This window comes from Tenacibaculum sp. SSH1-16, assembly GCF_040104435.1.
Taxonomy (GTDB): domain Bacteria; phylum Bacteroidota; class Bacteroidia; order Flavobacteriales; family Flavobacteriaceae; genus Polaribacter; species Polaribacter mesophilus.
Map to the genome: position 1 here is coordinate 33,114 of NZ_JBECOV010000001.1, position 17,276 is coordinate 50,389.

16 protein-coding genes are annotated in these 17,276 nt (G+C 32.1%); 7 read left to right on the forward strand and 9 right to left on the reverse strand.

Going from position 1 to position 17,276, the window contains the following annotated elements:
* Positions 1–11 precede the first annotated feature (11 nt).
* Entirely contained in the window at positions 12–755 is a 744-nt protein-coding gene (locus ABMY20_RS00200; protein ID WP_349264327.1) for an ATP-binding protein, read from the forward strand.
* A complete protein-coding gene (locus tag ABMY20_RS00205; RefSeq protein WP_349264328.1) occupies positions 730–1,464 on the forward strand; it encodes a YggS family pyridoxal phosphate-dependent enzyme in 735 nt (244 codons plus the stop codon). Before ABMY20_RS00200 ends, ABMY20_RS00205 begins: the two co-directional genes overlap by 26 nt.
* On the opposite strand, the gene ABMY20_RS00210 is transcribed toward ABMY20_RS00205, so the two are convergent.
* The 4 genes from ABMY20_RS00210 to ABMY20_RS00225 are packed head-to-tail and all read right to left on the reverse strand — an operon-like array spanning position 1,461 to position 4,381.
* Entirely contained in the window at positions 1,461–3,035 is a 1,575-nt protein-coding gene (locus tag ABMY20_RS00210; protein WP_349264559.1) for an ABC transporter substrate-binding protein, read from the reverse strand. The two genes, ABMY20_RS00205 and ABMY20_RS00210, sit on opposite strands and share 4 nt — an antisense overlap.
* A 13-nt stretch (positions 3,036–3,048) precedes the next feature.
* A complete protein-coding gene (locus tag ABMY20_RS00215; RefSeq protein WP_047790469.1) occupies positions 3,049–3,561 on the reverse strand; it encodes a DUF4442 domain-containing protein in 513 nt (170 codons plus the stop codon).
* A 2-nt stretch (positions 3,562–3,563) separates the two neighbouring features.
* Entirely contained in the window at positions 3,564–3,884 is a 321-nt protein-coding gene (locus ABMY20_RS00220) for an antibiotic biosynthesis monooxygenase (protein WP_281980674.1), read from the reverse strand.
* Positions 3,881–4,381 carry a GNAT family N-acetyltransferase gene (locus tag ABMY20_RS00225; RefSeq protein WP_125068311.1) on the reverse strand — a complete coding sequence of 167 codons (501 nt, stop codon included), beginning with the start codon at positions 4,379–4,381 and terminating at the stop codon, positions 3,881–3,883. Before ABMY20_RS00225 ends, ABMY20_RS00220 begins: the two co-directional genes overlap by 4 nt.
* 127 nt (positions 4,382–4,508) lie before the next feature.
* Here ABMY20_RS00225 and mtaB point away from each other — a divergent pair, with 127 nt between their 5' ends.
* The 5 genes from mtaB to ABMY20_RS00250 all read left to right on the forward strand — a co-directional run bounded on the left by mtaB (position 4,509) and on the right by ABMY20_RS00250 (position 9,018).
* Positions 4,509–5,843, forward strand: a complete 1,335-nt coding sequence (mtaB, locus tag ABMY20_RS00230; protein WP_159494584.1) for a tRNA (N(6)-L-threonylcarbamoyladenosine(37)-C(2))-methylthiotransferase MtaB — start codon at positions 4,509–4,511, stop codon at positions 5,841–5,843.
* 36 nt (positions 5,844–5,879) lie between these two features.
* Positions 5,880–6,626 carry a DUF6438 domain-containing protein gene (locus tag ABMY20_RS00235; RefSeq protein WP_159494585.1) on the forward strand — a complete coding sequence of 249 codons (747 nt, stop codon included), beginning with the start codon at positions 5,880–5,882 and terminating at the stop codon, positions 6,624–6,626.
* Positions 6,626–7,291: an alpha/beta hydrolase gene (locus tag ABMY20_RS00240; protein WP_159494586.1), complete on the forward strand. Its 666-nt coding sequence runs from the start codon at positions 6,626–6,628 to the stop codon at positions 7,289–7,291. Before ABMY20_RS00235 ends, ABMY20_RS00240 begins: the two co-directional genes overlap by 1 nt.
* Before the next feature lie 36 nt (positions 7,292–7,327).
* Complete coding sequence (locus ABMY20_RS00245; protein WP_349264329.1) at positions 7,328–8,230, forward strand: lytic transglycosylase domain-containing protein; 903 nt, start codon at positions 7,328–7,330, stop codon at positions 8,228–8,230.
* 212 nt (positions 8,231–8,442) lie between these two features.
* The gene (locus ABMY20_RS00250) at positions 8,443–9,018 is read left to right on the forward strand and encodes an XRE family transcriptional regulator (RefSeq protein ID WP_047790475.1); all 576 of its coding nucleotides are present in this window, start codon (positions 8,443–8,445) and stop codon (positions 9,016–9,018) included.
* Positions 9,019–9,052: 34 nt separating this feature from the next.
* On the opposite strand, the gene ABMY20_RS00255 is transcribed toward ABMY20_RS00250, so the two are convergent.
* From ABMY20_RS00255 to ABMY20_RS00275, 5 genes are all read right to left on the reverse strand, one after another.
* Positions 9,053–10,867 carry a hemopexin repeat-containing protein gene (locus ABMY20_RS00255; RefSeq protein ID WP_349264330.1) on the reverse strand — a complete coding sequence of 605 codons (1,815 nt, stop codon included), beginning with the start codon at positions 10,865–10,867 and terminating at the stop codon, positions 9,053–9,055.
* 142 nt (positions 10,868–11,009) lie between these two features.
* Positions 11,010–11,675, reverse strand: a complete 666-nt coding sequence (locus tag ABMY20_RS00260; RefSeq protein ID WP_349264331.1) for a phosphonatase-like hydrolase — start codon at positions 11,673–11,675, stop codon at positions 11,010–11,012.
* An 8-nt stretch (positions 11,676–11,683) separates the two neighbouring features.
* The gene (locus ABMY20_RS00265) at positions 11,684–12,835 is read right to left on the reverse strand and encodes a TIGR03364 family FAD-dependent oxidoreductase (protein ID WP_349264332.1); all 1,152 of its coding nucleotides are present in this window, start codon (positions 12,833–12,835) and stop codon (positions 11,684–11,686) included.
* Positions 12,825–14,087, reverse strand: coding sequence for a DUF5690 family protein (locus ABMY20_RS00270; protein WP_349264333.1), 1,263 nt, complete (start codon positions 14,085–14,087; stop codon positions 12,825–12,827). Before ABMY20_RS00270 ends, ABMY20_RS00265 begins: the two co-directional genes overlap by 11 nt.
* A gap of 75 nt (positions 14,088–14,162) precedes the next feature.
* Positions 14,163–17,018, reverse strand: a complete 2,856-nt coding sequence (locus ABMY20_RS00275) for a TonB-dependent receptor (protein WP_349264334.1) — start codon at positions 17,016–17,018, stop codon at positions 14,163–14,165.
* Positions 17,019–17,276 lie beyond the last annotated feature (258 nt).

Consider the following 17,276-nt stretch of genomic DNA (forward strand, 5'->3'; position numbering starts at 1 on the left):
AAAAATACAAAATGGCTATACATAACTTGATTCTTCAATCGAAAGAAACAACTATAGAACTAGATAAAATTCATCTTAGCGATGAAAACAAAAATACGCTACATCAACTATTAAAAGAATTTAAACACGTTGCTGTTTTAGATAAATACAAACTGCCTGTTGATAATAAAATTTTATTATTCGGACATACTGGTTGTGGTAAAACTACCACCGCTAAGGCTATTGCCAAAAAGCTTGATAAAAAAATTATCATACTTAATTTGGGTAGCATTGTTTCTTCAAAACTAGGAGAAACAGCTAAAAACATTTCCGAAGTTTTTAAAAAAACTACTAGAGAAAGCGCTGTTTTATTTTTAGATGAGTTTGATTACATCGGTAAAGCTCGTGATTATGATAGCAAAGATTCTAGCGAGATGAAACGATTGGTAAATACTGTTATTCAACTTGTAGATCAACTTCCAAATGACGTTTTATTAATTGCTGCCACAAATCACTCTAGTGTTATTGACACTGCTCTTTTAAGACGTTTTCAATTAAAACTAAAATTCGAAGCACCTAGTGAATCGGATTTAGATAACTATTATGAGACTTTGCTGCAACAATTCCCGGAAGAGTTTAGAGAAGTAAATCGTATGTATGATATATCGTATGCAGAAGCTAAAGACATTACTCTTCGAGCTGTAAAAAATAAAATTATTGAAAAAGAAGAACTAAACAATCAATTAGTAAATGGATACTATTCAAAAAAACCTTAGCATTATTCATCAAAGAATACAATTTGCATGTAAAAAAGCAAATAGAAACCCAAAAAATGTTCGTTTATTATTAGCTACTAAAACGGTAGATACAGATAAAATAAACTTTGCTTTAGAACAAGGAGAAAACCTAGTTGGTGAAAACAAAGTACAAGAGCTAAAACAAAAATGTAATGCAATAAAACACCTGCAACCTGAAGTTCATTTTATCGGTCATTTACAAAGTAACAAGATTAAAGAAGTTATAAAATGGGCTAGTTGTATTGAATCTATAGATCGCTTATCTGTCGCTCAAAAATTGCATCAACGCTTAACTTTTGAGGAAAAAGAAATTGATGTATACATACAAGTAAACACCTCTTTTGAAGAAAGTAAGTTTGGAGCCAAACCAGAGGAAACTATTGAGTTAGTAAAAAAGATATCTGAATTCAAAAATATTCATATCAAAGGATTAATGACCATTGGTTTGCTAAGCTCGGAATCAGATGAAGTTCGAAAATGTTTCCAACTTTTAAAGCAACTTCAAGAAGAAATCAAAGCACTACAAATTCCTAATGTAGAAATGAATGAACTCTCTATGGGAATGAGTGGTGATTTAGAAATTGCTATAGAAGAGGGCGCTACTATTGTACGTGTTGGAACAGCTATTTTTGGAGAACGAATATACCCTGACAGCTATTACTGGAACGAAACAAAAAGTAACACTTAGTTTTTCTGTACTCTTTTTAGGTTTAACAAATCAATCGGATTAATTCCTAAACCGATAACATTATTTTGTGTAAAGCGAATTACCTCATCGTAATATAACGGTACAATTGGTGCTTCTGCAATAATAATGCTATCCATTTTTTGATATAGTTTATAGCGTTTTTTCACATCTACTTCTTTGATAGATTGTTCATACAAAGTATCAAAAAAGTCATTTTTAAAATGTGTATAGTTAGGCCCATTAGGAGTAAAATTTTTGCTGTAAAATAGCGACACATAGTTTTCCGCATCAGGGTAATCAGCAATCCAACTTGCTCTAAAAATAGGCAACTTTCCATTTGCTTTTCCTTGACGCAAGGTTGAAGGCGGAATCACATCTACTTTGGTAGCTACTCCTATTTTTTGTAATTCACGTTGAATAAACTCGCACAAATCTAAATAATTGCTGTTCGTTGTAATGGCTATTTGTGGATTCTCATCTCCTGTCTCTTCTTTGTATTGTGCTACTAACCTCTTCGCTTCTTCAGGTTTGTATGAATATCCTTGTTGGTTATTGAATGAAGGCAATCCTTTCGGGATGAATCCACTTGTAGCAGGACTCCCAATTCCGTTTCTTAAGAACTTAATCATCTTCTCCCTATCAAAACCATAATTGATGGCTTGTCGTATCAATTTTGATTTTGTTGGATGTTTCTCTTCTCCATCTAAGTAAATTCCTAAATATTCTGTGTTTAAATACGCTCCTGTTTGCATATTGATTGTAGAAGCATATTTCTCTTTTAAAGTTCCATCAGTGTTTAGAATATCATCTTTATATGAAGCATCTAAACTCTTCATAAAGTCGATATTTCCTTGAATAAACTGTAAAAACTCACTTTGTTTGTCTGGTAAAAAAGTAACCGCTACTGCTTCTAAATACGGAAGTTGTTTTCCATTTTCATCCTTTTCAAAATAGAATGGATTTTTTCTCAATACCAACTTAGTATTTTCAACCCAAAGTTTAAAATGAAAAGGTCCTGTTCCTATCGGATTTGCTCTAAATTCATTCCCAAAATAATCAACTGCTTCTTTTGGTACAACCGAACAATATTTCATAGCCAGCAGTCCTAAAAAAGGTGGAAAAGGTTGCTTTAAATTGATGGTAAAGACAGAATCGTTCTCTGCTTTGAATTTTTCTACATTTTGTAATACCCAACCTCCTGGAGACGCTACATTCTTATCAAGTAATCTATTAAAAGAATATTCAAAGTCTTGGGCTATTACATTTCTCGTAGAATCTTTTCCAAATAACTCATGCTTATGAAATAACACGTCATTTCTTAACTCAAACTGATAAGTTTTTCCATCTTCAGAAACTGTCCAGTTTTTTGCTATCGAAGGTTGTACTTGTAAACTATCATCTAATTCTACCAATCCATTATATAGTTGGTTGACTCCCCAAATATTTCGCTGATCTTTTGCAAAAGCAGGATCTAATGAGGTAATATTTGAGTGCTCATTATAACGAAAAACCTGGTTGTTTGTATATTTTGATTTCTTTTTAGTACAAGAAAAAAGAAACAATAAGGCTATTAAAACAACTAATTTATTTCTTTTTACGTTTATTTTTATAGTAGGTTTTATCTGCAATGTATATGGTTTTAGAAACTTCTGCAAAAACAACAGTTTTATCTTGGTTCGTTATTTTAATATCTTTTATTAAATTGATTTCCTGTTCATTTTTAACCTGCTTTTTTATTTGTTTTATTTCATCTTCAGAAAAAATAAAATCTACATAAGCGTCTTGCTTTACAGGTCTTTTAAATAATATTGTTGCAGCTTTATCCCAAACTACATAAGTATCTCCAAGAATATTTATTAACTGAATCATAAAAATAGGATCGGTTGCAGAAAATAAGCTCCCTCCAAAAATAGATCCTACGTAATTCTTATTCTTATAAGTAATAGGAATTTTTACTTGCGCTTTTAACAAATCTTCAGAAACATAATTTATTTTCCCAGTAGATCTTCTATACATGGGAGAAATATTGAATCCATACTTAAAAATAGTACTTTGTTTAAAAAACCTTTTTAAAAAATTAGAAATTGTTGCGTACATACCTATCCTTTTTCAAAACCATACTCTCGTTCTACTTTACATATACGTAGTTGATATTTTTTATACCACCTTTCTCTTCCTTTATTTCTAGCTTCAGTATGCTCTACATTATTTTTCCATTTTACAATAGCATCCAAACTTTCCCAATAAGAAACCGTAATGCCTACATTGCTTCTTGTCGACTCAACACTTAAATACCCATCTTGTTCTTTAGCTAAATTGTCCATTTTTTCAGCCATCTCATAATATCCTTCTGTATCATCTGAAAGAGTTGTCGTGAAAATTACTGCGTAGTACGGAGGTTTTAAATTATCTACTATCATAAAATTAGTTCATATTTTGTTTCTGGTAGACCAATATCATCACTTATAAATTTCTCTATAGCAACAAAGTTGAATCGTTCTAATATTTTAGCGGAAGCAACATTTTCATCCACCACACACCCTATAAGTTTTTTCATCCCAATAGATTTACAGTACTGTATTAATCCTTCACAAAGTTCAGTTGCAAAACCATTTCCCCAGTATCGTTCTATAAACCTATATCCTATTTCATCATTTCCTTCTTCATCTTTTACCAAAGCAACCGTGCCTACAAACTCATTGTCTGACTTACGTTCTATGGCATATATCCAAAAATCATTTTCTTTATTAGTATATCGTGCTATAAGTTGTTCTAAATCCTCTTTGCTTTCTTCTAAATTTTTAGGTTCTCCTGTTGCATATTGCAATACTTTCGGATTGCTTTCTAGCTCATAAAAAGGTTCTATATCAACAACTTGAAGCTTTCGAATAAGTAATCTTTTCGTTTCAAAAATCATGAATATTATCGTACTTTTGCAAACCCAAAACTGCTTGAAGCAGTAGTAGATTAAATAAACTATACGAACTTCTAAAAAATTAAAGACTTGTACAAGGCTTTTGTTTTTTATTTAGGATAGAGAAAAGATGAATGTAGATAAGAAAGTAGCTTTTTACACCTTAGGTTGTAAATTAAATTTTTCAGAAACCTCAACCATTGCCAGAAACTTTGTTAATGAAGGGTTTGAGCGTGTTGAGTTTGAAGAGGAAGCAGATATATATGTGATTAATACTTGTTCGGTAACAGACAATGCTGATAAACGCTTTAAGAGTATTGTAAAATCTGCTTTAAAGAAAAATGAAGAAGCTTTTGTTATTGGTGTAGGATGTTATGCACAATTAAAGCCAGAAGAATTAGCTGCAGTTGATGGGGTAGATTTGGTACTGGGTGCTACGGAAAAGTTTAATGTAACTAGCTATATTAACGACTTAACCAAAAATGACATTGGTGAAGTACATTCTTGTGAAATTGAAGATGCCGATTTTTATGTCGGTTCATATTCTATTGGAGATCGTACTCGTGCTTTCTTAAAAGTGCAAGATGGTTGTGACTACAAATGTACTTACTGTACGATACCGTTAGCACGTGGAATTTCACGTAGTGATACGTTAGAAAATGTATTGAAAAATGCTAAAGAAATTTCTGAAAAAGGGATTAAAGAAATTGTTTTAACAGGAGTAAATATTGGTGACTACGGAAAAGGTGAATTCGGTAACAAAAAGCACGAACATACCTTTTTAGAGTTGGTACAAGCTCTTGATAAAGTAGAAGGAATTAACCGTTTACGAATCTCTTCAATTGAACCTAACTTATTAAAAGATGAAACAATTGATTTTGTTTCCAACTCAAATACGTTTGTTCCTCATTTTCACATTCCTCTACAATCAGGAAGTGACACACTTTTAAAGAAAATGAAGCGTCGCTATTTACGTAAAGTATATACTGATAGAGTTGCAAAAATTAAGGAAGTAATGCCTAACGCTTGTATTGGTGTAGATGTTATTGTTGGGTTCCCTGGTGAAACAGATGAATTGTTTTTAGAAACCTATAACTATTTAGCTGATTTAGATATTTCTTACTTACACGTTTTCACGTATTCTGAAAGACCAAATACTGAAGCTAACGAAATGGATGGTGTGGTTCCAAAGAAAACACGTGCAAAACGAAGTAAAATGCTGCGTGGATTATCTGTTAAAAAACGTAGAGCTTTTTATGAAAGTCAGTTAGGTAACACGTTAACTGTTTTATTTGAAAGTGAAAACAAAGAAGGGTATATCCATGGATTTACCGAAAACTACGTAAAGGTTAAAGCTCCTTGGAATCCTGAATTAGTAAATACATTACACACAGTTACGTTAACAAAAATTGATGAAGATGGTTTAGTTCGTTTTGATTTTGTAGATACTGAAGTTATTGCTTAACTTGTCAACTAGTTCACTCAATCAAAAAAACTACCTATGAAGTATTTATTATACTCTTTTTTAGCCTTAGGAATCTCTTGTGGTATTCCTAAAAAAGGTTCTGAAACCAAATTAACAGAGCCAACTGAAAAAGTAATAATTGCTAAAGAAGAAGCTACTAAACCTATGGCTTCTCAAAATCAACTGATTGTTGTTCTTAAAAACGCTAAAAGTATTGATGATGTAAAATCACTTATAAAAAATAGCGGTTTAACTTGGAGTAAAATGGCTTATGAAACAGATGCTTCAAAAATAGGTATTGTTGAAGTTCCAGAAGGGAAACGTGATTTTTGGATTGATAAATTACAAGAAAGTGGTGAGTTCAGATTGATTGATGCCAACACCGATGAAAAATTAACTAACATTATTTCCGAAGAAAAAAACAATCTTTTAAGAATTACTAAAACTCAATGTTTTGGTGACTGTCCAGTATATACTGTTTCCATTGATAAAGAAGGAAACGTTGTTTACAACGGAGTAGAATATGTACTTGTAAAAGGTATTCAGAAATTTACGCTCTCTGAAAAACAACTACAGGAGTTAAACGAAAAACTTACTAAAAAGGATTTTAAAAGTTTTAAAGACGCTTATAACAATCCTAGAATACCTGATTTATCTAGCACTTACATAGTTCATGATGGAAAACAAATTTTAATTCGTTTATGGAAAGATATTCCTGATGAACTTATTGATATACATGAATATATAGATGGTATTTTATTAGACAAAAAGTTTATTGAATAATGCCTAAAACTCACTTATATTTTGTTCCTGGTTTAGCTGCCAATACCAAAATATTTGAGCGTATTTCTTTACCCGAGGAACATTTTGAATTACACTTTTTAGATTGGATGCTTCCAACATCTATCGATGAAAGTATTCAAGACTACGCGCAAAGACTATGTGCTAAAATTCAACATAAAAACCCTATCTTAATTGGGGTTTCTTTTGGGGGAATTGTGGTACAAGAAATGAGTAAAATTATTGATTGTAAAAAAATAATTATAATTTCTAGCGTTAAAAACAATAAAGAGTTTCCTAAACGTTTTAAATTAGTACAAGTAACAAAAGCCTATAAACTTTTCCCTTCAAAAGTTATTTCAAATATTGAAAGTTACGAACGCTACTTTTTTAATGATTATTTAAAAAAACGAGCTGAATTATATAAAATATATTTATCTATAAGAGATAAAAAGTATTTGCAATGGGCTATATACAACGTATTACATTGGGAACAAGAAAAATCGATTCCTGGAATAATACATATTCATGGAAAAAAAGACGAGGTTTTTCCTATAAAGTATATCAAAAACGCAATTGAAGTTGAAAATGGTACACATGTGATGATACTGACAAAGGCAAAAACTATTTCTGAAATATTAAAAAAGGAATGTTTTTTGATGGATTAATACCATTACACAACTTGACAAAAACTAAAAGAACAAATGAACAAATCAATCCGCTTCTTATCTATCTTAACTATAGTATTTGTTGGTATTTTATTTACCAATACTATAAGCAAATCAAATGAACCTACCATTAAAAATGTGGCAGAAAGCTACGAGGTTAAAGCTTTAAAACTACCTAGCGATTTAAATTTAGCTGGAGAAAGAGTTCCTATTGAAAAACCTGACATTAGAGAACGAATGGATCGCGAGTTATTAGTAAACACCTATTGGCAGTCTAATGGATTGTTATTAATAAAACGTGCTAATAAATACTTTCCTATTTTAGAACCTCTACTAGAAAAATATGGCTTACCTGACGATTTTAAATTTTTAGCCTTGGCTGAAAGTGGATTCATTGATGAAACATCACATGTAGGAGCTGCTGGTATGTGGCATTTTATGAAACAAACAGGAAGAGAATATGGATTAGAAATTAATAGTAATGTTGATGAACGTTACCATATTGAAAAATCTACTAAAGTAGCTGCTGAATATTTAAAGAAATCAAAAGAACGTTTTGGTTCTTGGACACTTGCAGCAGCAGCTTACAATGCAGGAAATTATGGTGTTTCTAAAAGATTAGATGCTCAAGGTGTAACTAGCTATTACGATGCTTTATTACCAGATGAAACTGAGCGTTATGTGTTTAGAATTTTAGCCTTGAAAGAAATTATTTCAAACCCTAAGGAATACGGTTTTGTTTTTGACCAAGAAGATTTATATACACTACCAGAAACCTATACTGTTAAAGTAGATACTGCTATTAGTAATATTGCTTTATTTGCTAAAAAATTCGGAATTACCTACAAAGAGCTTAAGCTACATAACTCTTGGTTACGTGAAAACAAATTAAACAACCGTAGTAGAAAACTATACGAAATTAAAATCCCTGTTAAATAGTGAGAAAAGTACTTCCTTTTATATATTTATTCATAGGTATATTTATTTTAATTAATACATTTTCCATCTTTTTTCAAAAAAGAGAAGTGTATCGACTTTTATTCAGCTTTACAACCGAAAACCAATATATTTTTCTACTCTTTAGAGTATTATTTGCTTCTTGGTTTATAGTGGATGGCGTTAAAAAATTAAGAAAAAATCAGTAAGTATTTATGGATAATTTTTTAATCGGAATAGGAAAACGAATTAAAGAAATTAGAAAAAAGCAACATATTACTATCAATACTTTAGCAACCAATGCACAAGTAAGTAATGGTCTAATTTCAAGAATAGAAAACGGAAGAACCATTCCATCTTTACCTGTTTTATTAGAAATTATAAGTGCTTTAGAAATAGATGCCAGTACTTTTTTTGAAGGTGTTGAGAAAAAAACTGGTTCAAAATATATTCATATTAAAAAAGAGGAACAGCAATTAATAGAAAAAGAAGTAGAAGCTGAAGGGTTTACGTATTATCAAATTTTTGGTAAAAGTTTAAATGCCGTTGGTTTTGAAGCTGTTTTATTAACTGTATCTCCCAATTCTAAAAGAGAAAAAGTAATTACTGATGCCTGGGAGTTTAAATACATTATGAGTGGTGAATGCACCTACCTTATCGATAATGTTGAAGTTACAGTTAAAGAAGGTGACTCTTTGTATTTTGACGGAAGACTTCCTCACGTACCTGTTAATCGTACTCAAACACCTTGTACCATGTTGGTCCTATATTTTTATTCAGAAAATAATTAAGTAGGGTGCTCTCACACCCTACTTATTTTACCTTTTAGTTTTTTAATCCAGGCCAAGTGCTATTGTTAACCTCTTTAGGATAACCTGACACTGCACTATCTGTTGATTTGTTATACTTAATATACGTATTATCATCTAGGAAAAAATAACAATATGTCACACCCCAATCTACAGCTGCAGTAATTTTTGTTGCGTAATCTCCTAACCCTGGCCAGCTTCCATTGGTAATAGCTGCTGGATATCCAGAGTCTACTGAGTCATTTGTTATACTATATCTTATATAAGTTCCATCGTTTAAAAAGAAATAAGCTCTACTATTATTCCTTTTAAAAGCTGCCACAATTTTATTCTTATATGGTTCCAAACCAGGCCAATTTCCATTTGTTATGTTTGCTGGATATCCCGAATCTACAGAATCATTATTCATATCGTAACGTAAATACCTTCCATCTTTTAAGAAGAAATATCCTTTATGATTATGCCATTTAAAAGCTGCACTAATTAAATCTTTATACTCCCCTAACCCTGGCCAAGTACTGTTGTTTACCTCTTTTGGGTAACCATCATCAGACTTATCTAACAGTTTGTCATAACGTATATAACTATTGTCACTTCTAAAAAAATAAGCTCTATTGTCTGCAAAATCATTCCAATCTAATCCTGCTATTATTTGAGAATTATTATAAGCTACAGAACCTGTTTGCCCATCAAGTAACAGGGTGTAGTTAATACTTCCATCAGAATTGTTAGCATCGGTAAAATACCCTTGTGAAGCAGGTACCGTTGCTACGTATGCATTGTTTTTATAAACATCAACATTGTTAGATGCGTTAGAACTCCAATAAACTGTATTGGTATTTTGCATCATTACCTTCCTAGTACCCACACTCCCTACTAAAGAAGTACTATTTAATTGCCATTCTTTTTGAATGGGGATATTTAAGTGAGTTAAGATAGAAGGAACGATTGCTGTTTGTGCAACATGACCGTAAATTCCGCCAAAATCTTGATTTGGTACATTTGAAACATATGAGTTGAATTCAGCGTTTCCTTCTTTGTTCATTCCTACAAAAATTGTTTTTTCTTGCGTTGTTTGTCCTCCATGGTTAAATCCACCAAAACCTCTTCCGTGATCTGTTACTACTAATATTAACCAATCTTCGTTCGTTCTTTTTTCTACCTCAGCTACAATTCTACCGAACTGTTCGTCTGCTTTGGTAATAGCATTATTATAAGCACTACCAAAACCTAACGAATGCCCTACACCATCTACATCATCAAGATGCACAAAAACCACGTCTGAATTTTCATTATTAATTGCATGAATGGCTCCTGTGACTGTATTTTCATCTCCTCCACTTTTTGAGTGGTAATCAATATAGTTCAGTTGCTCTCTAAAGAAATCATGAATAGGTCCCCAAGTAACAACACTAGCAGTTTTTAGCCCTGAATTTGATTCTTTAATTAATTGAAAAACACTTTTCGCTTTCGAAATATGAGAAGTATTGTTGTCTGTAACTCCGTGTTTGTTTACCCAAACACCTGTTAAAATAGTTGACCACCCTGGTCCACTACTTGTTTTTTGTTCAGAAGAAGTATTATCGATTCCTCCTGCATACCCTTTTACAATATTAAGCTTATCTAAATTTGGAGTGGAAGTTCCTGCAATTTTCTCAAACTGGATTCCATCAAAGCCTACAACAAGTACCTTCTTCTTTAAAGAAGACTTTGTTTGTCGTTCTAGTTTTCCTTGTTTTTTGGATACCTCATCCAAGTTGTTCTCTTGACAGCTCGACAATGCGAACAATAAAATTAAAGCGCTTAGCTTTACTAAATAATTGGTTTTCATTTTAAAAAGTTTACTAATAGTTAATTTATTAATCAAAAATACACTATTAGTAAACTTTTAAAAGACAGTTTTCGAGTCTTAATACAAAGATAAATTAGCTAACATTAAAGATATATTTAGCAAACATATCATTTACATTTTATTAAACTAACTCACTTAAAGACAACAAAATATAATCTGGATTTTGGACTTCTAACTGTTCTTTAGTTTGTGCTCCTGATAAAACACCGATGGTTACACCACAATTAGCATTTTTACCTTCCTCAATATCGATAGCTGAATCTCCGGCTTTTAAAACGAACCTGGTATTGGTTATATTAAATGCTTCCATTGCTTTGTGTATCATTTCTGGATGAGGGCGTCCCTTTTCTACATCAGAGGCAGTTAATAGCATATCGTAATGTATGTTCTTGTCCCATGCCAATTTTTCTAACAGCCTTTCTGCTACTTGTCTGTTATAACCCGTATTTAAAACTACTATTATTCCTTTTTGTCTTAAATTAAGCAATACATTCTCTACGCCTTTTATGGGCTTAACTTCTAAGTTTTCATAAGCTTCATCCAGCATTTTTTTGAATTCTTCAAATATTGCTTCAGACTCCCTCAGTTCATCTGGCTTGAATTCAACTAAGACATCTTTTATTGCTTGATGTTTTTCTTTTCCTGCTCCAATTTTTAAAACGGTATTTAAATCAACTGCTACTCCGTGTGTATTTAATGCTTTATGTAAGGTTTTATACACTACATTTTGCTCATCTACTGTTGTTCCTGCCATATCAAAAACAACCATTTTAATATTTTCTAACATCTATTTACTTAAAATAATTTATTAATACTTTCTTTTGAAAAGCCTGCGCTACCTGTCATTCCTTTCCCTCCAATTCCTGTTATAATGTGTATATTTTCTCCTACCGAATATTCAAAAAGATCTTTGTTTTTACATTGGCTATAAAATCCTGCCCAACGATGTTGAATTTCGTACGTTGGTAAATCGATAATTTTTTTAGCTTCTTGAATCATGAAATTATCTATATCTTCATTCAAGTCAAATCCAAGGTCGTCTATATTTTTTGCCGTTGCATATTCATGTGAATCACCCAAAATAACAGAACCATCCGTCGCTTGCTTAAATAAAATATGTACTCCGTATTTTTTCTCAAACGAATTCGGATCTTCTTTAGCTTTTATTGCATTCCATGAAGCACATTCTTCAAAAGCTTCATATCTTCTAATTGTTAACCCTGTTAAAATAGATCCGTCTAATTGGTAATTCTTCTGTGGTTTTGTTTGCATCATTTGTAGCTTAGACACAATTAAATCGCTTTCATTATATATTGACGGATACAATGTCTTAAAATCACTTCCGTTGCAGATAATTACTTTTGACGCCAATAATTCTTCAGAATTTGATGTTAACACTGATACACAACTGGTAACATTATTTGTAGCAACCACGTTAGTATTATAGTGTATTGTTACATTCAATTCTTTTTTCATGTACTCATGTAAACGAAGAATCATAACTCTAGGTTCCACAGTTACTTCTTCAGGAAAAAACAACCCTGCTTTACAGTAGTCACTACGCAAGCCAGCATACTTATCTAAACATTGTTCTTTGGTTAATAGTTGTGACGTATAGCTATTATTCTTATTAATTTGATGCAATTCTTCTATTAACTGAATTTCTTCCTCGTTTGAAGCGATATATACAGTTCCGTTTTGGCGTATGGAAACATCAAACTGTTCTTGAATGCTTTTATAAATAGCTAAACTTTCTCTTCCATAGTTTTGCCATTTTTGATTCATCCCTGAAGGCACTACTTGTCCGAAATTACGAACTGTAGCTCCTTGTGGTTTGTTATCTTTTTCTAAAATAGCTACTGACAACCCTTTCTTTGCAGCATGATAGGCATGAAAAGTTCCTAGAACTCCCCCTCCAACAACAATAAGGTCATATTTATGATTCATATACTAATTGATTTATTTTTTGTTCTTTGTTTTTTTTAGCTTTAAAAAAGTAAAAGCTATATAGTGTTATAAGTATTCCTATAAATGCTAAAATGTAAAGTGCGTATGTAAAAAAGCTTAGCCATGAAATATCTCCTTTTCCGAAGTTTTTATATAATAGAATTAATATACTTCCTAAGTAACCAAAAGCATCAGCTATATAAATTAAGAACCCTACATTTCCATTTATTTTAAAAGTTGCAATCATGCGATCGAAAAATATTCCGTTGAAAGGCACATAACAACTATACAGTCCTAAACCAGAAATAATCATCCATGTTAATGCTGAAATTTCGTTGTATTGAAATAAATAAGTACTGATAATTACTGCTAAACAAGAAACGAACAGCACATAATGATAGTACACAAATGCTTTGTAGTTTTTAGTAATACTACCTATAAATCCTAAAATAATGAGTACAATAATGGCTATAGGAATTTCTGAAATACTATAAATTGAAGCGTCTTTGTACCCTAAAGAGTCCCATATTTCTCGGGCAAAGTTGTCTCTAAAATCTCTTAATGCTGTGAGTAGCATAAAAAAGAAAACGATAAGTATTAAAGGTCCTGAAAACTCTTTGAATAACTTTTTTCTTCCAGCTGAATCTAATGGTTTACGTACTACTTTAAGTCGTGTATCTTCTTCTGTTGGTTTGGGTAACTTCTCTAGTAACCAAGCAAAAAATATCAACGGAATTATAAAAAATAGTCCCGTTATAAAAGGCATCCAATATTCGTTAAATCCAAAGCTATCCAACACTATTTTTCCAACTGATTTTACAGCTCCTGAAGAAACTATAAAACTCGAAGACAAGATTACTCCTAATAATTCTGTAGCTTTTCTTCCTTCTAAATAAGAAAACACAATTCCCCAAACCATGCCTAAGGGCAATCCATTTAAAAACAGGAATAAGATATTGTAGGGTGCGGGAGTTATAGCAAAACCTAACAAGCTTACTTCTGCAAATAGAATAAAGCTAACTAAAGCTAGCATCCTTTTACCTGATTTCATTTCGGAAATGACTTTTATCCCTATAAACTTTGATAATGTATACCCCACTACTTGGGCTATTATCAAGAGAATTTTATAATCAATTCCCCAAAAACTTTCATCGGCAAAAGTGGCTACTGTAAATGGCTTTCGAAAAGCATACATACAAAAGTACGTACCGAAAGCTGCTATAGAGGCTCTTGCTATAAATCTTATATTCATACTAACTTTTTTAATAATGCAAGCCCTCATTAAAATGAGAGCCCGCATTGCATTTATAAACAGAAAACAAGTTCATTACAGATTATACTTTACACCGATGCTTCCTTTTATCCCGTAGAATTCTACTTGCTTAGGACGGTCTTCAGTTTTTCCATAATGATAAATTAGGGGATTGTTTAATATGTTATTTACATCTGTAAAAATGGTCCAGTTTTTACCTATTTGATATGAGGCTGAAAAATCTAGTGTGTTGTATTTTCCATAGTAAATATCATCAATGTCTCTTTCTCCAAACCCAATTGCATAGCTTCCTTTGTGGTTATAGGCTAATCGTGTATTGAATCCTCCTTTTTCAAAGAATAACTGTGCATTAAATAAGGTATTGGCTTGGTATGCAATAGATACTTTTCTTCCACTTGGTTTTGTCATTTCAGAATCCATAAATGTTGCATTTAATTGAGTTCCGAAGTATTGTAAGAATCCTGGTAAGAAGTCAAATCGTTTGTTAATCCCTAATTCTATACCACCAATCCAAGCGTCTGCTCCATTTACCGGTGTACTAAACTCTACTCCTGTATTTCCGTTGTAAGTACCCTGGTACGTATCGTTGAATACAGGATCGGTAATTGACTTATAGAAAATACCTGCATTTATTACTCCTACATTTTTAAAGTAGTACTCTCCTAATAAATCAAAGTTCCATGAGAATGTAGGATTTAAGTTTGGATTCCCTCCTTTAAACTCGTTATCAAATGAGATGAAGGTACCTCCAGGAGCAATATCTCCAAAGTTTGGTCTTGAGAAACTTCTTGTTGCTGCAAAACGAATGTTTAAATCAGTTTTTGGTGAGTATTTTACATGTAACATTGGTAATACTGCCCAATAGTCTTTTACATTTCTTACAGCATTTAATTGGCTTTGATCAGCATCCCAAACATAACCGTTTACTTCTGTTTCTGTTTTGGTTGCTCGTAAACCTCCCAATACCGTGAATTGATCTGATAATTTTAAGGTTCCCATTCCGTAGAATGATAAATGAGTTTCATCTACATTAAAGTTTCTTCCTAAACCTCCACCGTTCTGTAAAATTTCTGAATCTCCTTCTAAAACACTTAAGTTGTTTTTATTGTTTTTCCAGAAGTTTACCATTCCTTGTTCTGATAATACTGGTCCGAAAGTAGACTGAATATTAGACCCCATTTCGTTTAAAAAATCAGCTCTTCCTGGTTGCTCTATAATATTTTGAGAGTAATCTGACAGGTTAGGTGTTGTTCCTGCGTTTGCTTCATCCCAACCATAGTATACATCCTCAAACTTAGCTCTACGATCTTTATCTCTATATTTTGTACCCACTTTTATTTTAAAGCTGTCATTAAAAGTATGTTCATAGTTTAAAGACGCTACAATGTTATCACGCTCTTTAATTGATATTTTATACAACTCTAAATCTGCAAATGACATTTGAGATGCATCCATTTTAAATGAAGGATCGCTAAAGAAACCAAATAAAGCATCTGTATCGTTATAGTCTAACAATCCACCATCTGCTTTCCAGTATGCTCTATCGTCTCCAGCTCCACCAGCTGCTTCTGGTCTATTCTGTAAATATTCAGGTTTCATTCCTACTCCATCTTGCTTAAACTTCACTACATAGTAGCTCTTATCTTGCTCTGTTGGAATTCCTCCGTATCTAAACTCATTATTATAATTAGCTATACTCCAATCAAACTTTCCATTACCTGTAATATGTCGCCCTCCAATTTCACCACCAATCATTTCAGTAATTAGTTCATTGTAGATATTTTGTAACTCAACCCTTGCTGTGTTTGTTCCTGAATCAAACTTATCAAAACGTACTCTATGCTTATAATGTGTTTCTGTATCTGACAATGTTCCGTACACTCCTCTAAAGTGCATTTTATGTTCTGGTGTAAAATTATACTCCATCGCTCCGTTTAACCCTTTGGTTATTCTTACACCGTTGTAATCTCTTAACTCCATTCTAAATACACCTTCATCTCCTTTTCTTCTTGCTTCAAAATTGTCCGTTCCCCAATTTCTATTCCAATATGAACCGTTAACAATAAACCCAAACTTTCCATCTTTACTTCTATTTCCATACGTTAATGAAGCATTGTAAATTGGCTCTCCAGATTTCTCGTTATATCCTCCGCCAACATTTACGTTTAAAACTCTTTTTGCTGGTGCTGTTTGTGTAATAAAGTTTACTCCTCCACCAATACCATCAGCTTCCATATCTGGTGTGTATGCTTTTGCTGCTTGTACATATGAGATTAACTCTGATGGGAAAAAATCGAAAGCAGTAGCTCTTGAAGTTGTTTCTTCTTCTGCGGTAGGAATACGGTTTCCGTTAATTGTTGTAGAAGCCCAGAATGGCGGCAATCCACGAACTGATACAAAACGTCCTTCTCCTTGATCTCTTTCAATAGATAATCCTTGAATACGTTGTACCGTTTCCGCTGCATTTCTGTCTGGTAATTTCCCTATTCCATCTGCTGCAATCACATTCATAATACTCATTGATTTCTTTTGAATACTCAATGCTCTTGCTTCACTGTTTCTTCTTCCTGAAGAGGTAATAATTACTTCTTCTAAATTTTGGTTAGATGGTACTAACGTAATTACACCTACATTTTTCTTTACATTCGTGTTAATTGAAACTCTTTTTGTTTCAAAACCTATGTAAGATATTTCTAAGGTTACTTCCCCCTTTTTGACATTAGACAACACAAAATTTCCATCAAAATCTGTGTTAACGCCTTTTGTTGTTCCCGACAACATAACACTAGCACCAGGCAAAGGATAATTTCCATCATTTACTATTCCAACAATAGTAGCCCCCTGACCTAAAGCTGCACTACACGTAAAAAGAACAAATAGTGAACTTAGTAAAAGTTTAAAATTATTCATTGGTTTATTATTTACAATTATTAAAATTAATATTGCAAATCACTATATTATTTTACTATTTGTAAACTTTTAAACATTAAGAAAACTTTTACGAATTGCTATTATAGCGTAACAGAATTGTTAACACCAAAGGTTTTAGTTTTAACTAAACGTAAATAACACTGTATTTCAACTAGTTAAAAACTAATTTAAGTATAGATAAAAACAAAAAACTCTCAACCTTAGTTGAGAGTTCTCTTGTTATACTTTTTTACTAGA